This window comes from Streptococcus sp. Marseille-Q6504, from assembly GCF_965111625.1.
The window spans coordinates 65019-83761 of sequence record NZ_CBCOON010000002.1 but is presented as its reverse complement, the minus strand read 5'-3'; the positions used below and the strand labels follow the sequence as shown (position 1 = coordinate 83761).

Here is an 18743-nt window from a genome sequence, read left to right as displayed (position 1 = left end):
AATAGAGACTTTTATGACCAAAGTATTCCCTTATAGGATAAAAGAAGAGCTAGGAATAATAATCCGTAGAAGAACATACAAAGCCACTTCAATTTCACGCATAGAGCTACAAATTCACGGATAAAGGCTGATACAATCCCTATAACAAGATACATCTTCTTCTCCTTTATCTAATTACATTTCATCATAATTAGCAAAAATAAAAAGAGGAACTAAATTCCTCTTAACTTTAAATCCTTGCTTCTGCATCTGCCACCACTTGAGCAAGACTGGTTTGGCTTAATTCTTCTTCCATGGCTTCTTGAATTTTATCTAACTTTTCATCTAAAACCCCATGGATGTTAGCTCCTACTGGACAGTCAGGATTAGGATTATCATGGAAACTAAAGAGTTGTCCAGTCTTTCCAAGGCATTCCACCGCTTGATAAATATCTAAAAGACTAATATCCTCAAGATTTTTGATAATCTCTGCCCCTCCGGTTCCACGCGCGACGGAAATCAATTCTGCTTTTTTCAGTTGGGACAAAGTTTTTCGGATAATAACAGGATTGACTCCAACACTACTAGCTAGAAAATCACTAGTCACCTTGCTTTCCTTCCCTTTTAGGGCAATGATTACCAACATATGTGTCGCAATGGTAAATCGGCTTGAAATTTGCATGCAGTCCTCCTTTATTATCAACCAAGCTCATTCTTCTCTTATATTTATTATATCTCCTAGAGTTGTAATGTCAAGAGTTACGACTAAGCCAGTCGTCCAATTCAACATCATGTCCTTGACTCTGAGCGATTTCGTGCAACAAGTCCTGATTATGGGTATGGTGAATTCCATTGACTAAGCTTTCATAGTACACCTCATAGTAGGGCAATTTCAAATCTCTAGCCAATTGTAATTCTGACTCAACATCATAATTAACACGACGAAAATCTATATCCTTCAAGCCTTTGTCATCAAAATCCAAAATCATATATTGCGCCCGCAAATCCTCACGTAGACTTGCTGATAAAAAGAAGGGTTGCCCAATTGAGCCTGGATTTAAAATGAGTTGTCCCTGACTCCCATAGCGAAGAAATTGCTGGTGAATATGCCCATAAATCGCAATATCACAGTCAGGATTGGTTACCAAACGGTCAAAATCCTCCTGCTTGCCAAGATGGATCAGTTCTCTTCCCCAATTTTTATCCGGCAAATGATGACTTATCCCTACCTTCAGATTTCCAAACTGGCGGTGTGTGTGCATAGGAAATGCCTGTAGAGCTTCAATCTCATCTAGACTAATTTCTTCCATAATATACTGACATTGGCGCAAGAGATAGCGATGGCTAGGTCTACTTGTATCTAATTTTCGATGAGCAGCTCGCCATAAACTCTCTTCCCAATTTCCCAGAACTCGAATCGTAATCGGCAAGTTCTCTAATCGTTGAAGAATATTTTTTCGTCCTGTCCCAGGCATGAGAATATCTCCCAAAAGCCAATATTCCTCAGCGCCTGCCTTCTCTGCATCTGCTAAAACAGCTTCCAGTGCTCTTGTATTTCCATGGATATCTGAAAGTACCGCAATTTTTGTCATATGATCCCCTCTTGCCTTCTATCCTTTAATTATAACACTCTCAAAACCAAAGTCAAAAGCATCTTGTTTGCTATCATTTTTTACTTTACTTTTTTAGTGAAAAGGATTACAATGAAGGTGATAAGAAATGAGGAGGTTTTTGCTATGACACAACGTTACGAAAACATCATGGTAGCAGTCGACGGTTCTAAAGAAGCTGATTTGGCTTTTATCAAAGGAGTTCAGTCAGCATTACGTAACCAGGCTAAATTAACCATTGCGCATGTAATCGATACTCGTGCTCTTCAAAGCATTTCAACATTCGATGCAGAAGTTTACGAAGAGTTACAAGTCGAGGCACAAGAGTTGATGGCAGAATATGAAAAGCGTGCAAGAGACGCTGGTCTTAAAGATATTCAAGTTGTCATCGAAATGGGAAATCCTAAAACTCTTTTGGCTAAAACAATCCCTGACCAAGAACACGTTGATTTGATTTTGGTTGGAGCAACAGGGCTTAACGCCTTCGAACGTTTACTTGTCGGATCTTCATCTGAGTATATCCTTCGCCATACAAGCGTTGACCTTCTCGTCGTCCGAGACAAGGATAAAACTTTATAATTAGACTAAAAAAAGGAGCCAATGCGCTCCTTTTTATTGTTTATTTTTTCTTTCTTTATGACGTTCATAAGCTCTAATCTGACGCTCAAGTTCCTTCTTGATAGCTGGTTCTGGAGCATACTTCTCCTCCCAGCCTTCTGGCTTAAGTATCTTGTGAGTAACAGGATCAAACTGTGCCTTGCCATCTGGGAATATTTTACCCATGTTTGCCTGATGGACAATCTCGAATATCCGCTCTGGGTCCACTCCCATCAGTACAAAACTACCATATGTAAAATAGAGGGTGTCAATCAAGGCATCGACTTGTCCAACCAAAGTACTTTCAGCCGGTATTTTTTGAGAAACTTTATCTGCTGATACATCAAGCGCCTGGTGCAAATCTTGTACAGCTTGTTGAAATTCCTCTTCAGAATTGCTTGCAGCACGGACAAATTCAACTAACTCTTCAATCTTAAAGCCGGCGCGATAAGTTGCCCCTTGCAAATCCCAAGCTATTGGTTCTTCTTGAGTTCGCTCGTCCATCATATGATGGAAGGTTTTAACCTTGTTAAAATGATAGTCACGACTGACAAAGACTTTTTCAGAAGACAAAACTCCAAAATATTCCAAAGCCTTGTGAATCCCATCGTTTTGGTTGCTGGCAGTAATATGCTTGGCAACTTCTTTTACGCTGCTACTACCATTTCCCATGGCAACAGACATCCCAACACCAGCCAACATTTCCAAGTCATTATCCGAGTCTCCAAAAGCCATGACTTGGTTGAGATCAAAACCATACTCTTTCCCGACACGACGGATACCCTCTAACTTAGAATTTCCTTGATTGATAATATCGGCCGCGAATGGATTACTTCTGGTAAATTTCAAATGATTTAATACTTCAGCAGCATGGTTTGTCTCCTCAGGCGTCATCAACATAAGCACCTGATAGATCGGCTGATTAATTAAGTCCAACAAATCATCTTCCTTCTGAGGAAGGGCCTTACTGACCATACGATTAAAGGAATGACTAACAGTACGAGTCAAAAATTTAGGTACAAATCGACTAACTAGCTGTGAAAGAGGGCTGAGTCCAAAGGACATAATCCGAGAACCGACAACGTCTTGTCTCGTTCCCATGGCAATCTCTTTTCGATTTTTCTTAGCATAAGAGATGATTTGTCTGAGGCTTCTCTTATCAATAGGGCTAGCAAAAAGAACACGATCTTTGTTAAAGATATATTGGCCATTGTAGGTCACTGCAAAATCCAGATCCAAATCATCCATCAAATCCTTAACAAAAAAAGGTCCTCGCCCTGTTGCCACCCCAACAAGCACCCCTTGTTCTTTCACAATCTTGATAGCTTCCTTAGTGGACTTCAAAACACTCTTACTGTCATTTACAAGCGTTCCATCAATATCAAAAAACACAGCTTTGACTTCCATTCTATCTCATTCCTTTCTTTTATGATACAATGATTATACCACATTTCAGAAAAAGTGAGTGAATCATGACTAAGAAAATCCTTGTTTTACATACTGGTGGCACTATCTCCATGCAGGCAGATGAATCTGGAGCTGTAAGGACTAGTGCTGATAACCCTATGAATCATATCTCTAATCCTCTCGAAGGTATCGAAGTCCATTCCTTGGATTTTTTAAATTTGCCTAGTCCACACATCAAGCCTAAGCATATGTTAGCCCTCTACCATAAAATTAAACAAGAGGCATCGTCCTATGATGGTGTTGTCATTACACATGGGACAGATACACTAGAAGAAACGGCTTATTTCCTCGACACCATGGAGGTACCTCATATGCCTATCGTCCTGACAGGTGCCATGAGATCTTCCAATGAACTGGGAAGTGATGGTGTCTACAACTATCTTAGCGCCTTACGTGTGGCCAGTGATGACAAGGCTGCAGATAAGGGTGTGTTGGTCGTTATGAACGATGAAATTCACGCCGCCAAATATGTCACAAAAACGCATACTACTAACGTTAGTACCTTTCAAACACCAACTCATGGACCACTCGGGCTCATTATGAAGCAGGAAATTCTCTACTTCAAAACGGCAGAACCTCGTGTTCGTTTTGACCTTGAGAGCATTCAAGGGTTGGTCCCTATTATCCCTGTTTATGCGGGCATGACCGATGAACTTCTCGATTTACTTCCTGTTGACCAACTAGATGGATTAATTATTCAGGCTTTTGGCGCTGGAAATGTACCAAAGGAAACAGCTGAAAAATTAAAGTCTCTCAGTCAAGCAGGACTTCCTATTGCACTAGTCTCACGTTGTTTCAATGGGATTGCAGAACCTGTTTACGCCTACGAAGGCGGTGGTGTTTGTCTTCAGAATGATGGTGTATATTTTGTTAAAGAACTAAACGCTCAAAAAGCACGACTGAAGCTTCTTATCGCAATCAATGCTGGACTTAAGGGCGAACAACTCCAAACATATATGGAAGGATAATAAAAAACCAGGAAATCAGCTAGATTCCTGGTTTTTCATTACTTTTTGCGAGTTGATTTGCGTTCTGTCAAACCGTGAGGGAGAAGGACTTCACGTTCCTCCAATTCTTCCTTATGCATAATTTTAGTCAACATACGCATACTAATCGCACCTAAATCATACAGGGGTTGTGCGATAGTTGTAAGGCTTGGTCGAGTAAAGCGTGCGATTTGAGAATCATCACTCGTAATGATTTCAAAGTCTTCTGGGACTGAAACTCCATGATCAGCCAAGCCGTTCAAGAGACCAGCTGCCAATTCATCACCAGTCACAATCGCTGCAGTTGCTTTTGAAGAAACTAAGCGCTCTGCCAAAGCATAACCATCATCATAGCGATATTTAGATTCAAATACAAGTCCTTCACTATAGTTGACTCCTGCGGCTTTCAAAGCTTCTTTGTAGCCAACCAAGCGAATTTTACCGTTAATATCATCTACCAACGGGCCACTCACAAAGGCAATTTTTTTGTTACGCTTCAACAAATGGCGAACAGCATCCGCAGTAGCATTCTTATAATCAATATTAACACTTGGAAGCTGGTGTTCTACATCCACTGTTCCTGCAAGAACTACAGGGGTACGTGAACGTGAAAACTCTGAGCGAATTTTCTCTGTCAAGTGATAGCCCATAAAGATAATACCATCAACTTGTTTTGAAAAGAGTGTATTCACTACTGCCACTTCTTTTTCATCATCCTCATCACTATTCGCAAGGACGATGTTATACTTGTACATCTCTGCAATATCATCAATCCCTTTTGCTAGCGCAGCAAAATACGTGTTAGTGATATCTGGGATGACAACCCCAACAGTTGTTGTTCGTTTGCTTGCCAAGCCACGAGCTACTGCATTTGGACGATAGTCTAGGCGATCAATCACCTCTAGAACTTTCTTACGAGTGTTTTCTTTGACATTCTTGTTACCATTGACTACACGACTGACAGTTGCCATTGAAACTCCTGCTTCTCGGGCAACGTCATAAATTGTTACTGTATCATCTGTGTTCATACCGTTTCCTTTCTAATGTTGAAAATTTTGTTTTCATGTTTACACCACTACTAGTTTACCACTAATTGTAAGCATTTTCAAGGGATATATAAACTTTCTTTGAAAAAAATGTATCAAAAATCATATTTTCTGAAATCAGTTTACTTTTCTTGATTTTTAGGCCAGTTTGCAGTATGATAATAAAAAATTAAGTAGGAGGCATGGATGGCTTTTACGGATTCTCATAGACGTTGTGCCAGCTTTGGTGTGGTAACCAATCTCCCAGACGATGTGATTGACTCAATCTGGTACATTATTGATCATTTTTTAAAGCATGTTTTTGAATTAGAAGATGAGTTGGAATTTCAGCTCTTAAACAGTAACGGTTCCATCACCTTCCGTTTTTCAAGTGAGCATCTACCTACTACGATTGACTTCGATTTCAATCATCCCTTTGACCCATTGTACCCACCGAAAGTACTTGTTATGGATATGGACGGTAAGGAAACCATCCTCCTACCTGAAGAAAATGACCTATTTTAAAAACTCTAGCCTTCTGACTAGAGTTTTCTTTTTTTAATAAATAGAACGACTGACCACGATACCACTCGGTTTTTTAAATTCTAAATCAAGATAGTCCTGATAAGTCCCGGGGACGATAAAACCTTGGGGACTCAGGATATCAGTTCCAGCCTCTCCAACAATAGAGTCGGCCAATAGAACACAGTTGGTACTGAGAACAAAGTAGGTTTTAAATTTAGATGATGTGAACTTATAGAGTGTCGCATCAGCCTCGTATTTCAGCTGATAAGAGTAGGTATGTTTGACCTCTCCTTCCCTTCTTTTCAGCAGTTGTGAACTTGGCTCCCAAGGTATCAAGAGGCTTTCTATCTCTCTCAATCGTTCTTCGATGGCTTTTTTCTGTTGTTCAGAAAGGCTTAAACCATAGGCGAATAGGGTTTTCTGGCTTTCTCTCTTACAAAGTTCAATATATTTTTCACGATTGGCCTTAAATAAAACCCCGTCGCCAATTGTACCAAACAAGCGCTCTGAATGTGGGTCATAAGAGCCGTAGGAAATAACCTGACCTTGATAGCAGATATCTACATGACCCATGGCCAAGAAGAAAGATGATTCTGATGTATGGATGAAAATTTCTAAATCAGCTGATTTTTCATTTTTTCTTTCCGAATGCACTTCATTTTCTTCTACCTGATGACTAGATAACCTTTCATTCCATCGTCGTAAGGTGCTGATGGGAATCAAAGCCGTCACGAATATAGGCAGGGTCATTCTCATTCTACGCTTGAGCTTAGGATTGCTTCTCCCTTTTTCAAAAAAGAAACCATCTCTGAGACTACTTGCCCCTAACATAATCAAGTAAAAACCAAGTAAGAGTAATTCAAAATTTGTCGCATCATGAAAAGGGGAAATACTATAGAGACCAAATCCCATCATCCATAAAGCATCAAATAAGTAATTAATCCTTGGATGAATATGATTTTTCCGGTATAGCAACCAGGTAATCAGACTGATTAGACCTGTAAAAAGCTGATAACTTCCAATGATAATAACCAAGAGATAGAGAGCGATGCCCTGCAAGATGACTGAATCAAATAGGATGACTGCAAGAAAGAGCTTGGCTAGAGTTACAAATATATTTTCTCTACGGGACTTTTCTTGAAACCATCGCGTCAATAGTTGCCAAACTGCCGACAAGAAAAAGTAGGCCATCATGAGTTGGTAACCCAGTATCGGAACTACCTGCCCAAAACAAACTAAGAGAAGGCCTAAGACAATAGCTACAAGACCTTCCCCTATACTTTTCCATTTACTATAAGTTTCAGAAACCTTGGCCATTTTCTTTCTCCAATTGAAGATATAAGTGACGAATCGGTTGTCCTAGGACTGGATGGATGAAATGAGGTGCAATTTCCTGCAGCGACTCTAAGACAAAGAGTCGCTCAGCAAGATAAGGATGCGGCAAGATGAGGTCATCTGTATAAATAACTTGATCCTCTACAAAGAGCAAGTCCAAGTCAATTAAACGAGGTCCCCAATGCACTTCTCTAACCCGACCCATCTCTGATTCAATGCTTAACAAGGTATCTAACAATATTGGAGCCGGCAGCCAAGTTTCGACTTCAACCACCTGATTAGCAAAACTTTCTTGTTCTACACCACCCCAAGGCTCAGTTGTAATCACACTAGATTCTTTGAGAATACGAATCCCTCGAGTACGCATCTTGTCAAGAGCTAGTTCGAGATTAGCCGTCTTATCCCCCATATTGCTACCTAGAGCAATAAAGGCTCTTTGTTTGCGGCGATGGATGGTTACTGAACAGGTGTCTAGTGGTAGATGAATAGGCGCCCATGGTTTTTTGAGTTCCAGTTTAATTTCTTGAACTATTGGATAGGTTTCAAAAGTGCGCTCTACTAGTTTGTAGGCAACTGTTTCAATCAAGTCTTCAGTGGTTTCCTGAAACCAAGTCGTCCATTGCTGACAGAGCTCGCCATAATGGACAGAAGCTTCTAAATCTAGGTCCGTAGCAGCCTTGGTCATATCATAGGATAAGCTTGCATCAATGATAAATTTTTGACCCAGTTCCTTCTCACTCGGGAAAAGACCATGATAGGCAAAAATTTCCAAATCCTTAATGCGCAATTGATCCATAACTAGTCCTTTCTAGAAAAAATCGTTTGAATCGATTTTTATAACCCCATGAGACGGTATGCTTGATCTCGAAGATCTTTGTCTGTCTCAAATACTCCACGAGCTACTGTTGTCAAGGTTGCAGTTCCTGGTTTTCGAACACCACGCATGCTCATACACATATGCTCTGCTTCAATAACAACAAAAGCACCTTTGGCACCTAGATAGTCCATCAAAGCATCAGCCACTTCGATATTCAAGCGTTCTTGAATCTGTGGCTTTTTAGCATAAACTTCCACAGTACGAGCTAGCTTTGACAAACCTGCCACACGTCCGTCTGGAATGTAGGCAATATGAGCTTTCCCATAAAATGGCAAGAAGTGATGTTCACACATGGTATGGAAAAAGATATCCTTTTCCACTACCATATTGTCATCAAGAATTTCAAAGGATTTTGACAAATGTTCCTCCGCAGTTTGACCAAGTCCTGAAAAAATCTCCTGGTACATGCGAGCTACACGAGCAGGTGTCTCCTGTAATCCTTCGCGGTTCATATCTTCACCGACCGCTTCGATAATCATTTTTACAGCCGTCTCAATTTTTTGTGTATCCATTTTCTAGTTTTTCCTCTCCATTAGATAGGCTCTCACCTGGCTCAAGAAATACAAGGAGCCCGTTACTATCCTAACTGTTTTTTTCTCTTCAATATCTATCATACTTTGGTCTAGAAATGCCTGCCAACTTTTGTAGTTTAGATTTCTAGAATAAGCCACTTTTTTTAGTACTTCTTCGTCTGTCGCTCGACCATCATCAAAGTGAGTCAATGTCAGCTCAGTATCTGGCAAAGTTCCTAACAAGTCTAACATATCCTCCAAGGCCTTGGTTTTAATGCAAGTAAAGAGGATTTCCTTGTGATAATCAGCAAATCGTTCTTCCAAGGTAGCTAACAAAGCCTTGACAGCATGGGGATTGTGGGCCCCATCCAAGATCATTAAGGGTTCTCTACAAACAACTTCAAAGCGTCCAGGCCAACTTGTTTCTTCCAAAGCTTGAGCAAGCAAGTCATTGCTTGCTAGTTCTCGACCATCTTCTTTACAAAAAGTATCAAGTAAAGCTATGGCCATCCCAGCATTCTCTATCTGGTGCAAACCCAGCAATCCTGTTTGGAAACGACCTTGTCTGACTGAGCTTGAATAATCAAAGATTTCGCCCGTCTCCACACTTTCATGATGGCTAACTTGATAATCTTCCTCATAAACAAGCCTAGGAGCCTCTTTCGCTTTCGCGATTTGGTTGATAACTGCTAAGGCTGCTGGGACAATATGTCCTGTCACTAGAGGAACTCCTTGCTTGATAATCCCTGCTTTCTGCTCCGCGATGGCTTCCAAGCTATCCCCTAGTAGAGCTACATGGTCCAGGCCAATGGTCGTAATACCTGTTAAGATAGGCTGACAAACATTGGTACTATCCAAAAGTCCACCCATACCTACTTCCATAATGGCCACATCGACTTGCTCAGAAGCAAAATAGTCATAGGCTATAGCAGTGATAATCTCAAACTCTGTCGTCCCCTGCAAATCATGAGCATGTTCCCCCTCAAGTAGTGAGCGATAATCTACCATCAAGGTCTCTAATCTTGCTTCTGGGATAGATTCCTCATTAATAGCAATCTGATCGGTATAATGAATCAGATAGGGTGAGCTAAATACTCCAACTCTTAGCCCCATCTTTATCAACATATTCTTCAAAAAGGCTATAGTAGATCCCTTACCATTGGTGCCTCCGATATGGATAACCTTGAGCTTGAGATGGGGATTGCCACGTAGGGCTAATAGCTTCACCATCCTCTCCAAACCAAAATGCGGTTGGTCTGTCCGATAGTTGGCTATCCACTGATTTGTTTCGTTTTTATTCATCTTATTTATACTGTTTCAAGTTTAAATTTTCCGCATCATCTGCCAGACGGATGGCTGATGCGATTTCAACTGCCATCTTGTGGCTGGCTACATCGTGTACACGCACAACTTCTACACCCTGTCTAGCGGCGATACTGGTCACATGAGCTGAAGCCGTATCACGATTGCGGAAGCCTTTTTCAGTTTCCGGGTTTACTTCAAAACCATTTTCTTCCAGAATATTGATGACAAAGCGCTTGCGAGAGACTCCTAAAAAGATAGGATAGCCCATCTCGTGTAATTTATCAAGGTCACGTAGAAGTATGAGATTTTCCTTTTTTGTCAAGCCAAAGCCAATCCCAGGATCTAGCATAATCTTTTCTTGCGAAATGCCTGCTTTTTCCGCTCTTACTAGAGCACGGTCAAAGAAAGCTGTCATCAATTCTTCTACTGGTAGTTGTTCAAAGTCTGCTATGTCTTCTTTTGTAAAAGGCTCTCCAAAGCCAAAATGAGGGAAGATAAGTGAACTAGGGTGCTGAGGGCGTGCCATGACTGGATTAAACATGATGACTACCTGAGCTCCAGCTTTAGCAACCACATCCGCCATCTTCTCATCCCCCATAAGACCTGTAATGTCATTGACTATATGGGCACCAGCTTTTAGAGCTTCATCTGCAACCTGACTTTTCCATGTGTCGACCGAAATCAGAACATCACTCTCTTGACGGATAGCCTTAATGACTGGGATGACACGTTGGATTTCCTCTTCAATCTCAACATAGCTACTTCTTCCAGGTCGAGTGGATTCTCCACCAATATCTAGGATAGTGGCTCCTTCGTCTATCAATTTTCTAGCCTGTTTCAAGGCCTCCTCAACAGCAAAAAATTGACCCCCATCAGAGAAAGAATCCGGGGTGACATTGATAATACCGCAAATAGCTGTTTTTGTATGATTGTCTCTTTTTTTCACGATTATTACTCAAATTTCATTTAGATTGGTATTCCTCTATTTTACTGTTTTTTTTGGATTCTGTCCAATTATCCCTCGCTACTCTCAAACTTTAAAAGAGCGCAAAAAAGAGAGTGGGACAGAAATCGGTAATTCGTTAGAATTCGATTTCGTCGTCCCACCTCCGCACAGCTTCAACAGTCTGGGAGACTGTTGAAGGTTGCAGATAAAGGAAACATAGTTTCCGTCAACATAGGGCATCTTTGAAGCTTAAAAAGCGAACAAAGACTTAGGATACTTGCTTCGCAAGTTCTATCCGCCACCTCAAAGCAGTGCTTTGACCACTCAACCACTGCGTCCTGCTCGAAAATCCAAAGACAATTGAGAGGCTAGGACTTTTGTCCCAGCCTCCTTTTTTATATTCTTATTTTTCAGTCAAAGCTGCAAGTCCTGGAAGAACTTTACCTTCAAGAAGTTCCATTGAAGCTCCACCACCAGTAGAGATCCATGAGAACTTGTCTGCACGACCAAGGTTGATAGCTGCGGCAGCTGAATCACCACCACCGATGATTGATTTAACGCCTGGTTGTTTCACGATAGCGTCCATTACACCGATTGTACCAGCTTGGAAGTCAGGGTTTTCAAATACACCCATTGGTCCGTTCCATACAACTGTTTTAGCACCAGTCAAAGCTTCGTCAAATTTAGCGATAGATTTAGGACCGATATCCAAACCAAGGAATCCTGGGTCTACTGCTTCACCTTCAGTGTCTTTCACTTCAGTGTAGTCTGCAAATGCGTTTGCTTCTTTTGAGTCAACTGGCAAGATCAATTTACCGTTTGCTTTTTCAAGAAGAGCTTTAGCAACATCCAATTTGTCTTCTTCTACAAGTGAGTTACCGATTTCGATACCTTGTGCTTTGTAGAATGTGTAAGTCATCCCACCACCGATAAGAACTTTATCAGCTTTTTCAAGCAAGTTTTCGATAACACCGATCTTGTCTGAAACTTTTGAACCACCAAGGATAGCCACGAATGGACGTTCTGGAGCTTCAACTGCTTCTTGGATGTAGGCAATTTCGTTTTCAAGAAGGAATCCAGCAACAGCTTTTTCAACGTTTGCTGAGATACCAACGTTAGATGCGTGTGCACGGTGAGCTGTACCGAATGCATCGTTTACGAAGATACCATCTCCAAGTGATGCCCAGTATTTACCAAGTTCAGGATCGTTTTTAGATTCTTTCTTGCCGTCAACATCTTCGTAACGAGTGTTTTCAACCAAGAGAACTTGTCCATCTTCAAGAGCATTAATCGCTGCTTCCAATTCAGCACCACGAGTAACACCTGGAAGGAATGTAACTTCTTGACCCAATTTAGCAGCCAAGTCAGCAGCTACAGGAGCAAGTGATTTACCTTCTTTGTCTGCTTCTTCTTTAACACGTCCAAGGTGAGAGAAGAGGATTGCACGTCCACCTTGTTCAAGGATGTACTTGATAGTTGGAAGAGCTGCAGTGATACGGTTATCATTAGTAATCACGCCATCTTTTACAGGTACGTTGAAGTCAACACGAACGAGAACTTTTTTCCCTTTCAAGTCAACGTCTTTAACAGTCAATTTTGCCATTGGATATGACTCCTTCTTTTTTTTTACGTGTTAATTATATCACAAAATCAATAAAAGAGATAGCAAAACCTTAAACTTTTCTTGCTCTCTATTCCATCTGGCAAAATTGACATTAACTTTGTTTACCAAATAAAACCTTTATCCATTTTCATCTTTCATTAAACCTGTCTTGATACTTTTTATTAAATAACCACTGAAGATTGATGAGGGGTTTACTCTGTACATCAAGTATGGGTTTAAGGGTCTCTCTAATCTCTCCTTTTATCTTTGTTTCATCAATTGTTGCAAGATCAATTTTTTTATAATCTTTGTCGAGAGCCCACTCAAGCTCAAAATTCTTATTAAACTTATAGGACACATCGTTTTTATCACTGTAACTATAACCTCCAATAGACTCTCCAAAACTTGTAGGACAATCACTTGAATCGATAGAATTTTCGATATAATTCGCTCCATCATCATCGTAGCGAATCCCCTCAATTTTCGGGGTATAAATCGAACCCATATTTTCAATCAACATGACTAAGTCGGGTTCTGTTCCCTCCTTATGAGGCATCCGTTGTGCATAATAGACTGAGTTAGATAGCAAATTAATCGTAGTAACAGCATACATACTCGCTCCTATAAATACTACTAAGCCAATGCTCACTACTACAATGTTTACAGCAATGACTACTTTTAATAATTTCATCTTCTTTTTCCTTTCTTATTCCCAAACCAATTCTTGATGGGATTAACAATAAATAACTTTTACAACTCAATATACATAATCAATCTTCAAAGCAAAACATGCAGATATCTCACTACAACAATTCTTATGAAATAATAAAAATCTTAACATAAACATTCTAAGAATGCAAAAAGGCAGGAGCCAAAAATGGCTCTTGCCTTTTAATACTATTATCTTGTCAGACAGTAATTTAGAAGTTCAACTTACTCTTCTTTTTTCTTTTGAGCGAGAAGTCCAAAGCCACCTAGAACTCCAACCAATCCAAGAGCCAGAAGATTTGCATCTACTCCTTCACCTGTACTTGGGAGTTGTTTTCCTTCAGGTTTTTCAGCTTGTGCTTCTGCTTGTGCTGGTTTCTGCTTAGCTGCTTGTGCTACTGGAGCAGGTGCAAGAGGTTTGTCATCTTGGACATCCACTTTTGGCCCAATCTCAACAATCTCAGTAACAGTTTCTTTGATAAGCTCCGTTCCCTTAAGACTGCGGTTGCCTTCAGTGTCAACCTCTACCAGATTTCGACGAAGTCCTTCAACTCCTGCTTGAACCAAGCGATGTTCTCCTGCTTTAAGACTAGGATTTACTCGTTCTTCATGACCGTATGCAAGCTTTTCTTCCTCAACCACTAATGCTGGATTGCTAATGGTCAAATCTTTGACTCCGTCTAGTGGTTGAACACGGCTTTCTACCTTGGTACCAACTTCAGTAATCTCAGCCACTGCTTCCTTGACTACTTCTGTCTCAAGAAGAGTGCGGTTGCCTTCTGTATCTACTTCAATCAGACGACGAGTCTGACCTTCTACACCTGCCTGAACGATTCTACGTTCTCCTGCTTGAAGACTAGGATTTACTCGTTCTTCATGACCGTATGCAACTTTTTCTTCCTCAATCACCAATGCTGGATTGCTGATAGTCAAATCTTTGACTCCGTCTAGCGGTTGAACACGACTTTCTACCTTGGTACCAACTTCAGTGATTTCTGCAACTGCTTCCTTGACTACTTCTGTCTCAAGAAGAGTGCGGTTGCCTTTGGTATCAACTTCAATCAGACGACGAGTTTGACCTTCTACACCATCCTGAACGATTCTACGTTCACCCAACAAGAGGTCTCCTGACGGACGTTCTTGGCGTTCGAAGGCTTGAGTTTCTGTTTCAACCACTAGCTCAGGTAGAGCTTCAACTGTTGGAGCAGTTTCTCCTTCTTCTAAGCTACCCACATGGTGGCTTTCTTCTGCAGGAGCTAGTTTCTTATTCAGCTTTTCTTTCATGTCCGCAAAGGCTGCTGGAGTTGGATTTGTTGATCCAATAAGAGTTTCTGCTTGAGCGATGATTGGATCGTCTGCATTTTTCTCACGAACTTTTCCTAGAAGAGTTTCAAGCTCTTCCTTAGCTGTTTGATAAAGCTGTACACCATCCAAGTCTGCACCAGCTTGTTTCAAGTCATTCAAGGCTTGGTTGACTGCTTCTTGACTAGCATCATGGTTTTCTAAGATGGCTTTTGCTGCAGCAAGCTTCTCAACTAGAGCTGCTTGTTTTTCTGCATCCGCAAATGTATAAGCTACTGTTTCTTTGCGTCCTTGAGCAGATGTGATTTCTTGTTTCAGATATTCGTCGTTAATGGCTGCCTTAGGTGATACTAGAACATCAAATTCGACAGTTTGTCCTTGATAGTGCAACTCAAGTTTTTGACGGCCTGTCTTTTGAGGATCATAGCCTGTAATTTCGACACCCTCGTCTGTAAAGCTATGTTCTGCCTCAGTTTCATCGTCATACAAGACCTTGAAGCGTCCTTCTGATAAATCAAGAGCATCGCCTACAAAGTAATCAATCTTCGGTTGTTTACTAATATACAGGGCTGCGACTTCTTTTGGACCAGCTTCTTCACCAGTCACTTGAACCTTGAAGCTTCCTGCAACTGGAAGACCAAGATAGGTTACTGTTAACTCTTGTTCACCATGATGGTGAGCATCATAGCCGTTAACAACTACACCTGCATGACTGAGGTTGATGACTTCATCTGCTTCTTCTCCCTCATATTTGACACGGAGAAGACCACCTTTGAGATTCAATTCCTCGCCAACTTGATAAGTTCCCTTTTTAGGTGCTACTTCTAGACTGACAGACTTAATCTTTCTATCATCCTGAGGAATCGTTACAGCAAGAGTATTACTGATTTCTTTCCCTGGCAATTGTGTACGATAGTAAAGAAGGCTTGGACGTTTTTCAAAGCTCAATGGTTCTGTTGCCAAATCTCCTCCAACTACCGTATTTAAGGTAGCGATTGGAGTTTGTGAATCTGCCTTATCATAGACTGTAATGGTTGCTCCAGCAGGAACTTCTGAGAATCCAAGTTGAATCTTATTGTCCGTCAGAACACGCGCTGCAACTTTAGCCATAGGAATGTTTTGGCTCTCCGTATCAAGAGTTTCATACATCTTCCAGTTGTAGATGCGGATAGCTTTCCATGGTGTTCCATTGTCAGATGTAATAACGTGCAAACGCCAGTCTTGCGCTGTAATTGGGCTATCAAGGGTAATATCTGAAACATGGGCTCTGTTGCCACGAACAGCCTTGGCTAGTTTCCATTCTCCAGCTTCATCCTTATAGTAGAGTTCAAAGTCCTTAGTATTCATCAAACCATCGTTGACAGATTCTCCACCCGCACCAGCATGGTCCATGACCCATCTAACGACACGGCGTGGTTGTGTCAAACGGATATCAACGCTACCACTCAACTGAGCAGAAGACCATTTGTCAGATAGACTAGTGATAGTTCCATTCAACATACCTTCGATACCTTCGCCGCCTTCTGTGTCTGGGAAGGTACTTCCGATAACAGTCGCTCCTGGAACGATATTTTCTGCTAATGGTCTTGGAAGACTTGTATCTTGGACAGTCATTCCCCACTCAAAGTTTGTAGTTGCTGCTTCAGAACGAAGGCCATTCTTCCCAACTGCGACAACCTTCAACTCTTGACTAGTACCAGTTGCACTAGCTGAACGGCTAACTTTTGGTAGATAGATCGTAGTTGCAGATGAGCCTGTCAATAGGCGCCAAGTATCGCCATCCTTTTCATAGACTTCATAGAAATCAGCATCTTTATTTCCAGTAAATTGGACAATGGCTTCCGCTTCTTGGGCATTTTTAAGGGATTGTTTAGCTACTTTAAGAGCTGTTGGTGCTTGAGGAGCCACTTGATTATCTGTTACAGTCAACTCACCTAAGTTAAATTGATAGCCCTTAAGGGCAGCAGTATTTTCAAAAGTGAGTTTGATACCGTAAATAGTCTGACCTGCCAAGGCACTCAAATCAAATTCATCTTTTGTCCAATCGTCAGATAGAGTCAGTTCTTTACGAGCATTCTCGCCACCATAGGTATAATTTTTCTGAGTCGCAAACTCTACATAGACCTTGCTTCCCTTACCACCTTTATGAGCAACACGAAGTTTTGTTTTATCTGTTACTTCCAGTTTTGTAGAGTAAAGGCGAACATCTTGGTTGGTATTTTCAGCTAAATCACCCGCAAATTTGAGTGAATTCCCTCCATTGTAGGCATCTTCAAAGTCATAATCAGCTTGAAGTTTAGCACCTGATGAAGTTTGCCACCAGCGCCATGTAGGCAAGATACCTGATACAGAACGATAGTTCCATTCAGAATCCTTAGAAACTTTGCCGTCTACAAACCATTTTTTACCATGTCCTGTGTTAAAGGATGTTGTAAAGGTATGGCCTACTGCTGGTGTACGGTCAGCTACAAGGTTGGCAATTCCGTACCAGTCCTTGTCATCTGGTTTTTGACCAGTTGGATCTCCTTGGTAACCTGTAAAGAAGATATTTTCATTCTTGTGATAGTCTTCGCCTGTCTTACCAAGACTAGTGATAGTATCCGGTGCAAAGAGTCCAAGCGACAAGCGAAGTTTGCCATTTTCATCAAAGAGAGCATCCCATTTCACTTTTGTCTTGTAGGAACCACCTTGTTGCAATTCCAAACCTGCAAAGACATCGTACTGACTACGTCCAAGCCATTTGGCCATAGTTACAGAGTAGTCATTTTTCTCTTTGGTCCAGTTAAAGTTGGCAAAGAAGTGATCCGCAGGAACCTTGTCTCCCTCTTTTTCCATGAATTGGTAATTGTATTCACCCAAACCATCTTCATGATAACGACCATATTCATAGGTCATGGCATCATACCAAGAATATTTCACTGGATGATTGACTTGAGCCGAATATTCCTTGGTATAGAGCATGAAGTCACGCATTTTCTTACCAAGAGGCGTTACGATATCTCCTGTTGTTTCTTGGTTGATAAAATATCCATCAAATCCATAGTATTTAGCCAAATCAACCAACTTACGAGCGATAGGGAAAGTTCCGTCTTCGTCTTGTTTAAGGGCTTCGGCAAATTTTTCTTGGTCTGCAATACTATTAGACCAGTTGAAGAAGAGTGTACCCAATACAGGGACACCATTACGGTGACCAGCATCAATCACGTCCGGAGTTGGAACGAGCCCTTCCCAGAAGACCATTGAATTCAAGTATTGCCAGTAGTCAAAAGCATAGGCTTTAAACTCTTCACCACCTACAGAAGCGTGGTCTTTAGCCTTAGAGTTGGTATTGGCAAGAGCTTCAACCTTGGCATCCTTATTGGCTTTTTCGTTGACTACATGCCCACGGTAACGTTTAGCCAATTCAACTGAAGAACGATTAATAGCGTCGTCTTCACGGGCACCCGGTTCCCATTTCAACAAATCTTCCCAAGTGTCAAATTTAATTTCTTTTGGTCGAAGACTTTTTTCTTCTTTCTTAGGAATATCTGAAACAGTTGCTTTCTCTTCAGTCTTATTTTCTGTAGCCACAGGTGCTTCTTCAACCTTATTTTCTGCAGCTACAGGTGCTTCTTCAGCCTTAGGCGCTTCAGCAACCGGACTAGCTACTTCCTTATCAGCTGCAGTCAATTGGTCCAAGGTTGGTTTTTCTTCTGAAATAGGTTGTTCACTAACCTTGTTTTCTGTCTCTTCCAACTGCTTTAACACCTCAGGTGAAGCTGTAGTTGGTTGCTCTGATGTGGCAGGCGATGCTTGCTCTGTAGCCACAGCAGTAGTCCTTGTTTCATTCGCTGGGATTGCAACTTCTTCTGCTAGAGCTTGGTTGGCAAATAAAACCGAACCAATCATCAAAGAGCAGGCACCCACTGATAATTTTCGAATACTATAGCGGCAACGTTTCTCAAAAAATGGATTCTTCATTTTTTC

Annotated in this window: 16 protein-coding genes; 3 read left to right on the top strand and 13 right to left on the bottom strand. The window is 41.2% G+C overall.

The features are described 5' to 3' along the window. Positions 1-11: 11 nt before the first annotated feature. From ACWPUA_RS02510 to ACWPUA_RS02500, 3 genes are all read right to left on the bottom strand, one after another. On the bottom strand, positions 12-155 hold the full coding sequence (locus ACWPUA_RS02510) for a hypothetical protein (RefSeq protein ID WP_223333853.1): 144 nt from the start codon (positions 153-155) through the stop codon (positions 12-14). Positions 156-229: 74 nt separating this feature from the next. Next, on the bottom strand, positions 230-661 hold the full coding sequence (locus tag ACWPUA_RS02505) for an Rrf2 family transcriptional regulator (RefSeq protein WP_223333726.1): 432 nt from the start codon (positions 659-661) through the stop codon (positions 230-232). Positions 662-731: 70 nt separating this feature from the next. Further along, positions 732-1571, bottom strand: a complete 840-nt coding sequence (locus ACWPUA_RS02500; protein ID WP_454378909.1) for a metallophosphoesterase family protein — start codon at positions 1569-1571, stop codon at positions 732-734. 144 nt (positions 1572-1715) lie between these two features. Here ACWPUA_RS02500 and ACWPUA_RS02495 point away from each other — a divergent pair, with 144 nt between their 5' ends. Next, complete coding sequence (locus ACWPUA_RS02495; protein WP_006155803.1) at positions 1716-2168, top strand: universal stress protein; 453 nt, start codon at positions 1716-1718, stop codon at positions 2166-2168. A 33-nt stretch (positions 2169-2201) separates the two neighbouring features. Here the strand turns inward: ACWPUA_RS02495 and ACWPUA_RS02490 are convergent, their stop codons facing one another. After that, entirely contained in the window at positions 2202-3593 is a 1392-nt protein-coding gene (locus ACWPUA_RS02490; RefSeq protein ID WP_320693805.1) for a Cof-type HAD-IIB family hydrolase, read from the bottom strand. Between the two features lie 65 nt (positions 3594-3658). Here ACWPUA_RS02490 and ACWPUA_RS02485 point away from each other — a divergent pair, with 65 nt between their 5' ends. After that, positions 3659-4621, top strand: coding sequence for an asparaginase (locus ACWPUA_RS02485; protein ID WP_006147873.1), 963 nt, complete (start codon positions 3659-3661; stop codon positions 4619-4621). A gap of 38 nt (positions 4622-4659) precedes the next feature. Here ACWPUA_RS02485 and ccpA read toward each other — a convergent pair whose 3' ends face one another. After that, complete coding sequence (gene ccpA / locus ACWPUA_RS02480; RefSeq protein WP_004251755.1) at positions 4660-5667, bottom strand: catabolite control protein A; 1008 nt, start codon at positions 5665-5667, stop codon at positions 4660-4662. A gap of 204 nt (positions 5668-5871) precedes the next feature. Here ccpA and ACWPUA_RS02475 point away from each other — a divergent pair, with 204 nt between their 5' ends. Next, complete coding sequence (locus ACWPUA_RS02475) at positions 5872-6189, top strand: DUF960 domain-containing protein (RefSeq protein ID WP_004251754.1); 318 nt, start codon at positions 5872-5874, stop codon at positions 6187-6189. 33 nt (positions 6190-6222) lie between these two features. Here ACWPUA_RS02475 and ACWPUA_RS02470 read toward each other — a convergent pair whose 3' ends face one another. The 8 genes from ACWPUA_RS02470 to ACWPUA_RS02435 form a co-directional block, all read right to left on the bottom strand. Continuing rightward, on the bottom strand, positions 6223-7506 hold the full coding sequence (locus ACWPUA_RS02470; protein WP_454378905.1) for a DUF308 domain-containing protein: 1284 nt from the start codon (positions 7504-7506) through the stop codon (positions 6223-6225). Further along, positions 7490-8320 carry a dihydroneopterin aldolase gene (folB, locus tag ACWPUA_RS02465; RefSeq protein ID WP_414286955.1) on the bottom strand — a complete coding sequence of 277 codons (831 nt, stop codon included), beginning with the start codon at positions 8318-8320 and terminating at the stop codon, positions 7490-7492. Before folB ends, ACWPUA_RS02470 begins: the two co-directional genes overlap by 17 nt. Before the next feature lie 38 nt (positions 8321-8358). Beyond that, positions 8359-8913 (bottom strand): GTP cyclohydrolase I FolE, encoded by a 555-nt coding sequence (gene folE, locus ACWPUA_RS02460; RefSeq protein ID WP_454378903.1) that lies wholly within the window; start codon positions 8911-8913, stop codon positions 8359-8361. Positions 8914-8916: 3 nt separating this feature from the next. After that, positions 8917-10215 (bottom strand): bifunctional folylpolyglutamate synthase/dihydrofolate synthase, encoded by a 1299-nt coding sequence (locus tag ACWPUA_RS02455; protein ID WP_454378901.1) that lies wholly within the window; start codon positions 10213-10215, stop codon positions 8917-8919. A 1-nt stretch (position 10216) separates the two neighbouring features. Further along, positions 10217-11164: a dihydropteroate synthase gene (gene folP / locus ACWPUA_RS02450; RefSeq protein WP_454378899.1), complete on the bottom strand. Its 948-nt coding sequence runs from the start codon at positions 11162-11164 to the stop codon at positions 10217-10219. Between the two features lie 403 nt (positions 11165-11567). Continuing rightward, positions 11568-12767 (bottom strand): phosphoglycerate kinase, encoded by a 1200-nt coding sequence (locus ACWPUA_RS02445; protein WP_006151517.1) that lies wholly within the window; start codon positions 12765-12767, stop codon positions 11568-11570. A 148-nt stretch (positions 12768-12915) separates the two neighbouring features. Further along, complete coding sequence (locus ACWPUA_RS02440) at positions 12916-13458, bottom strand: hypothetical protein (protein WP_006151393.1); 543 nt, start codon at positions 13456-13458, stop codon at positions 12916-12918. A gap of 242 nt (positions 13459-13700) precedes the next feature. Next, complete coding sequence (locus ACWPUA_RS02435; RefSeq protein WP_454378896.1) at positions 13701-18737, bottom strand: endo-beta-N-acetylglucosaminidase; 5037 nt, start codon at positions 18735-18737, stop codon at positions 13701-13703. Between the last annotated feature and the right edge of the window lie 6 nt (positions 18738-18743).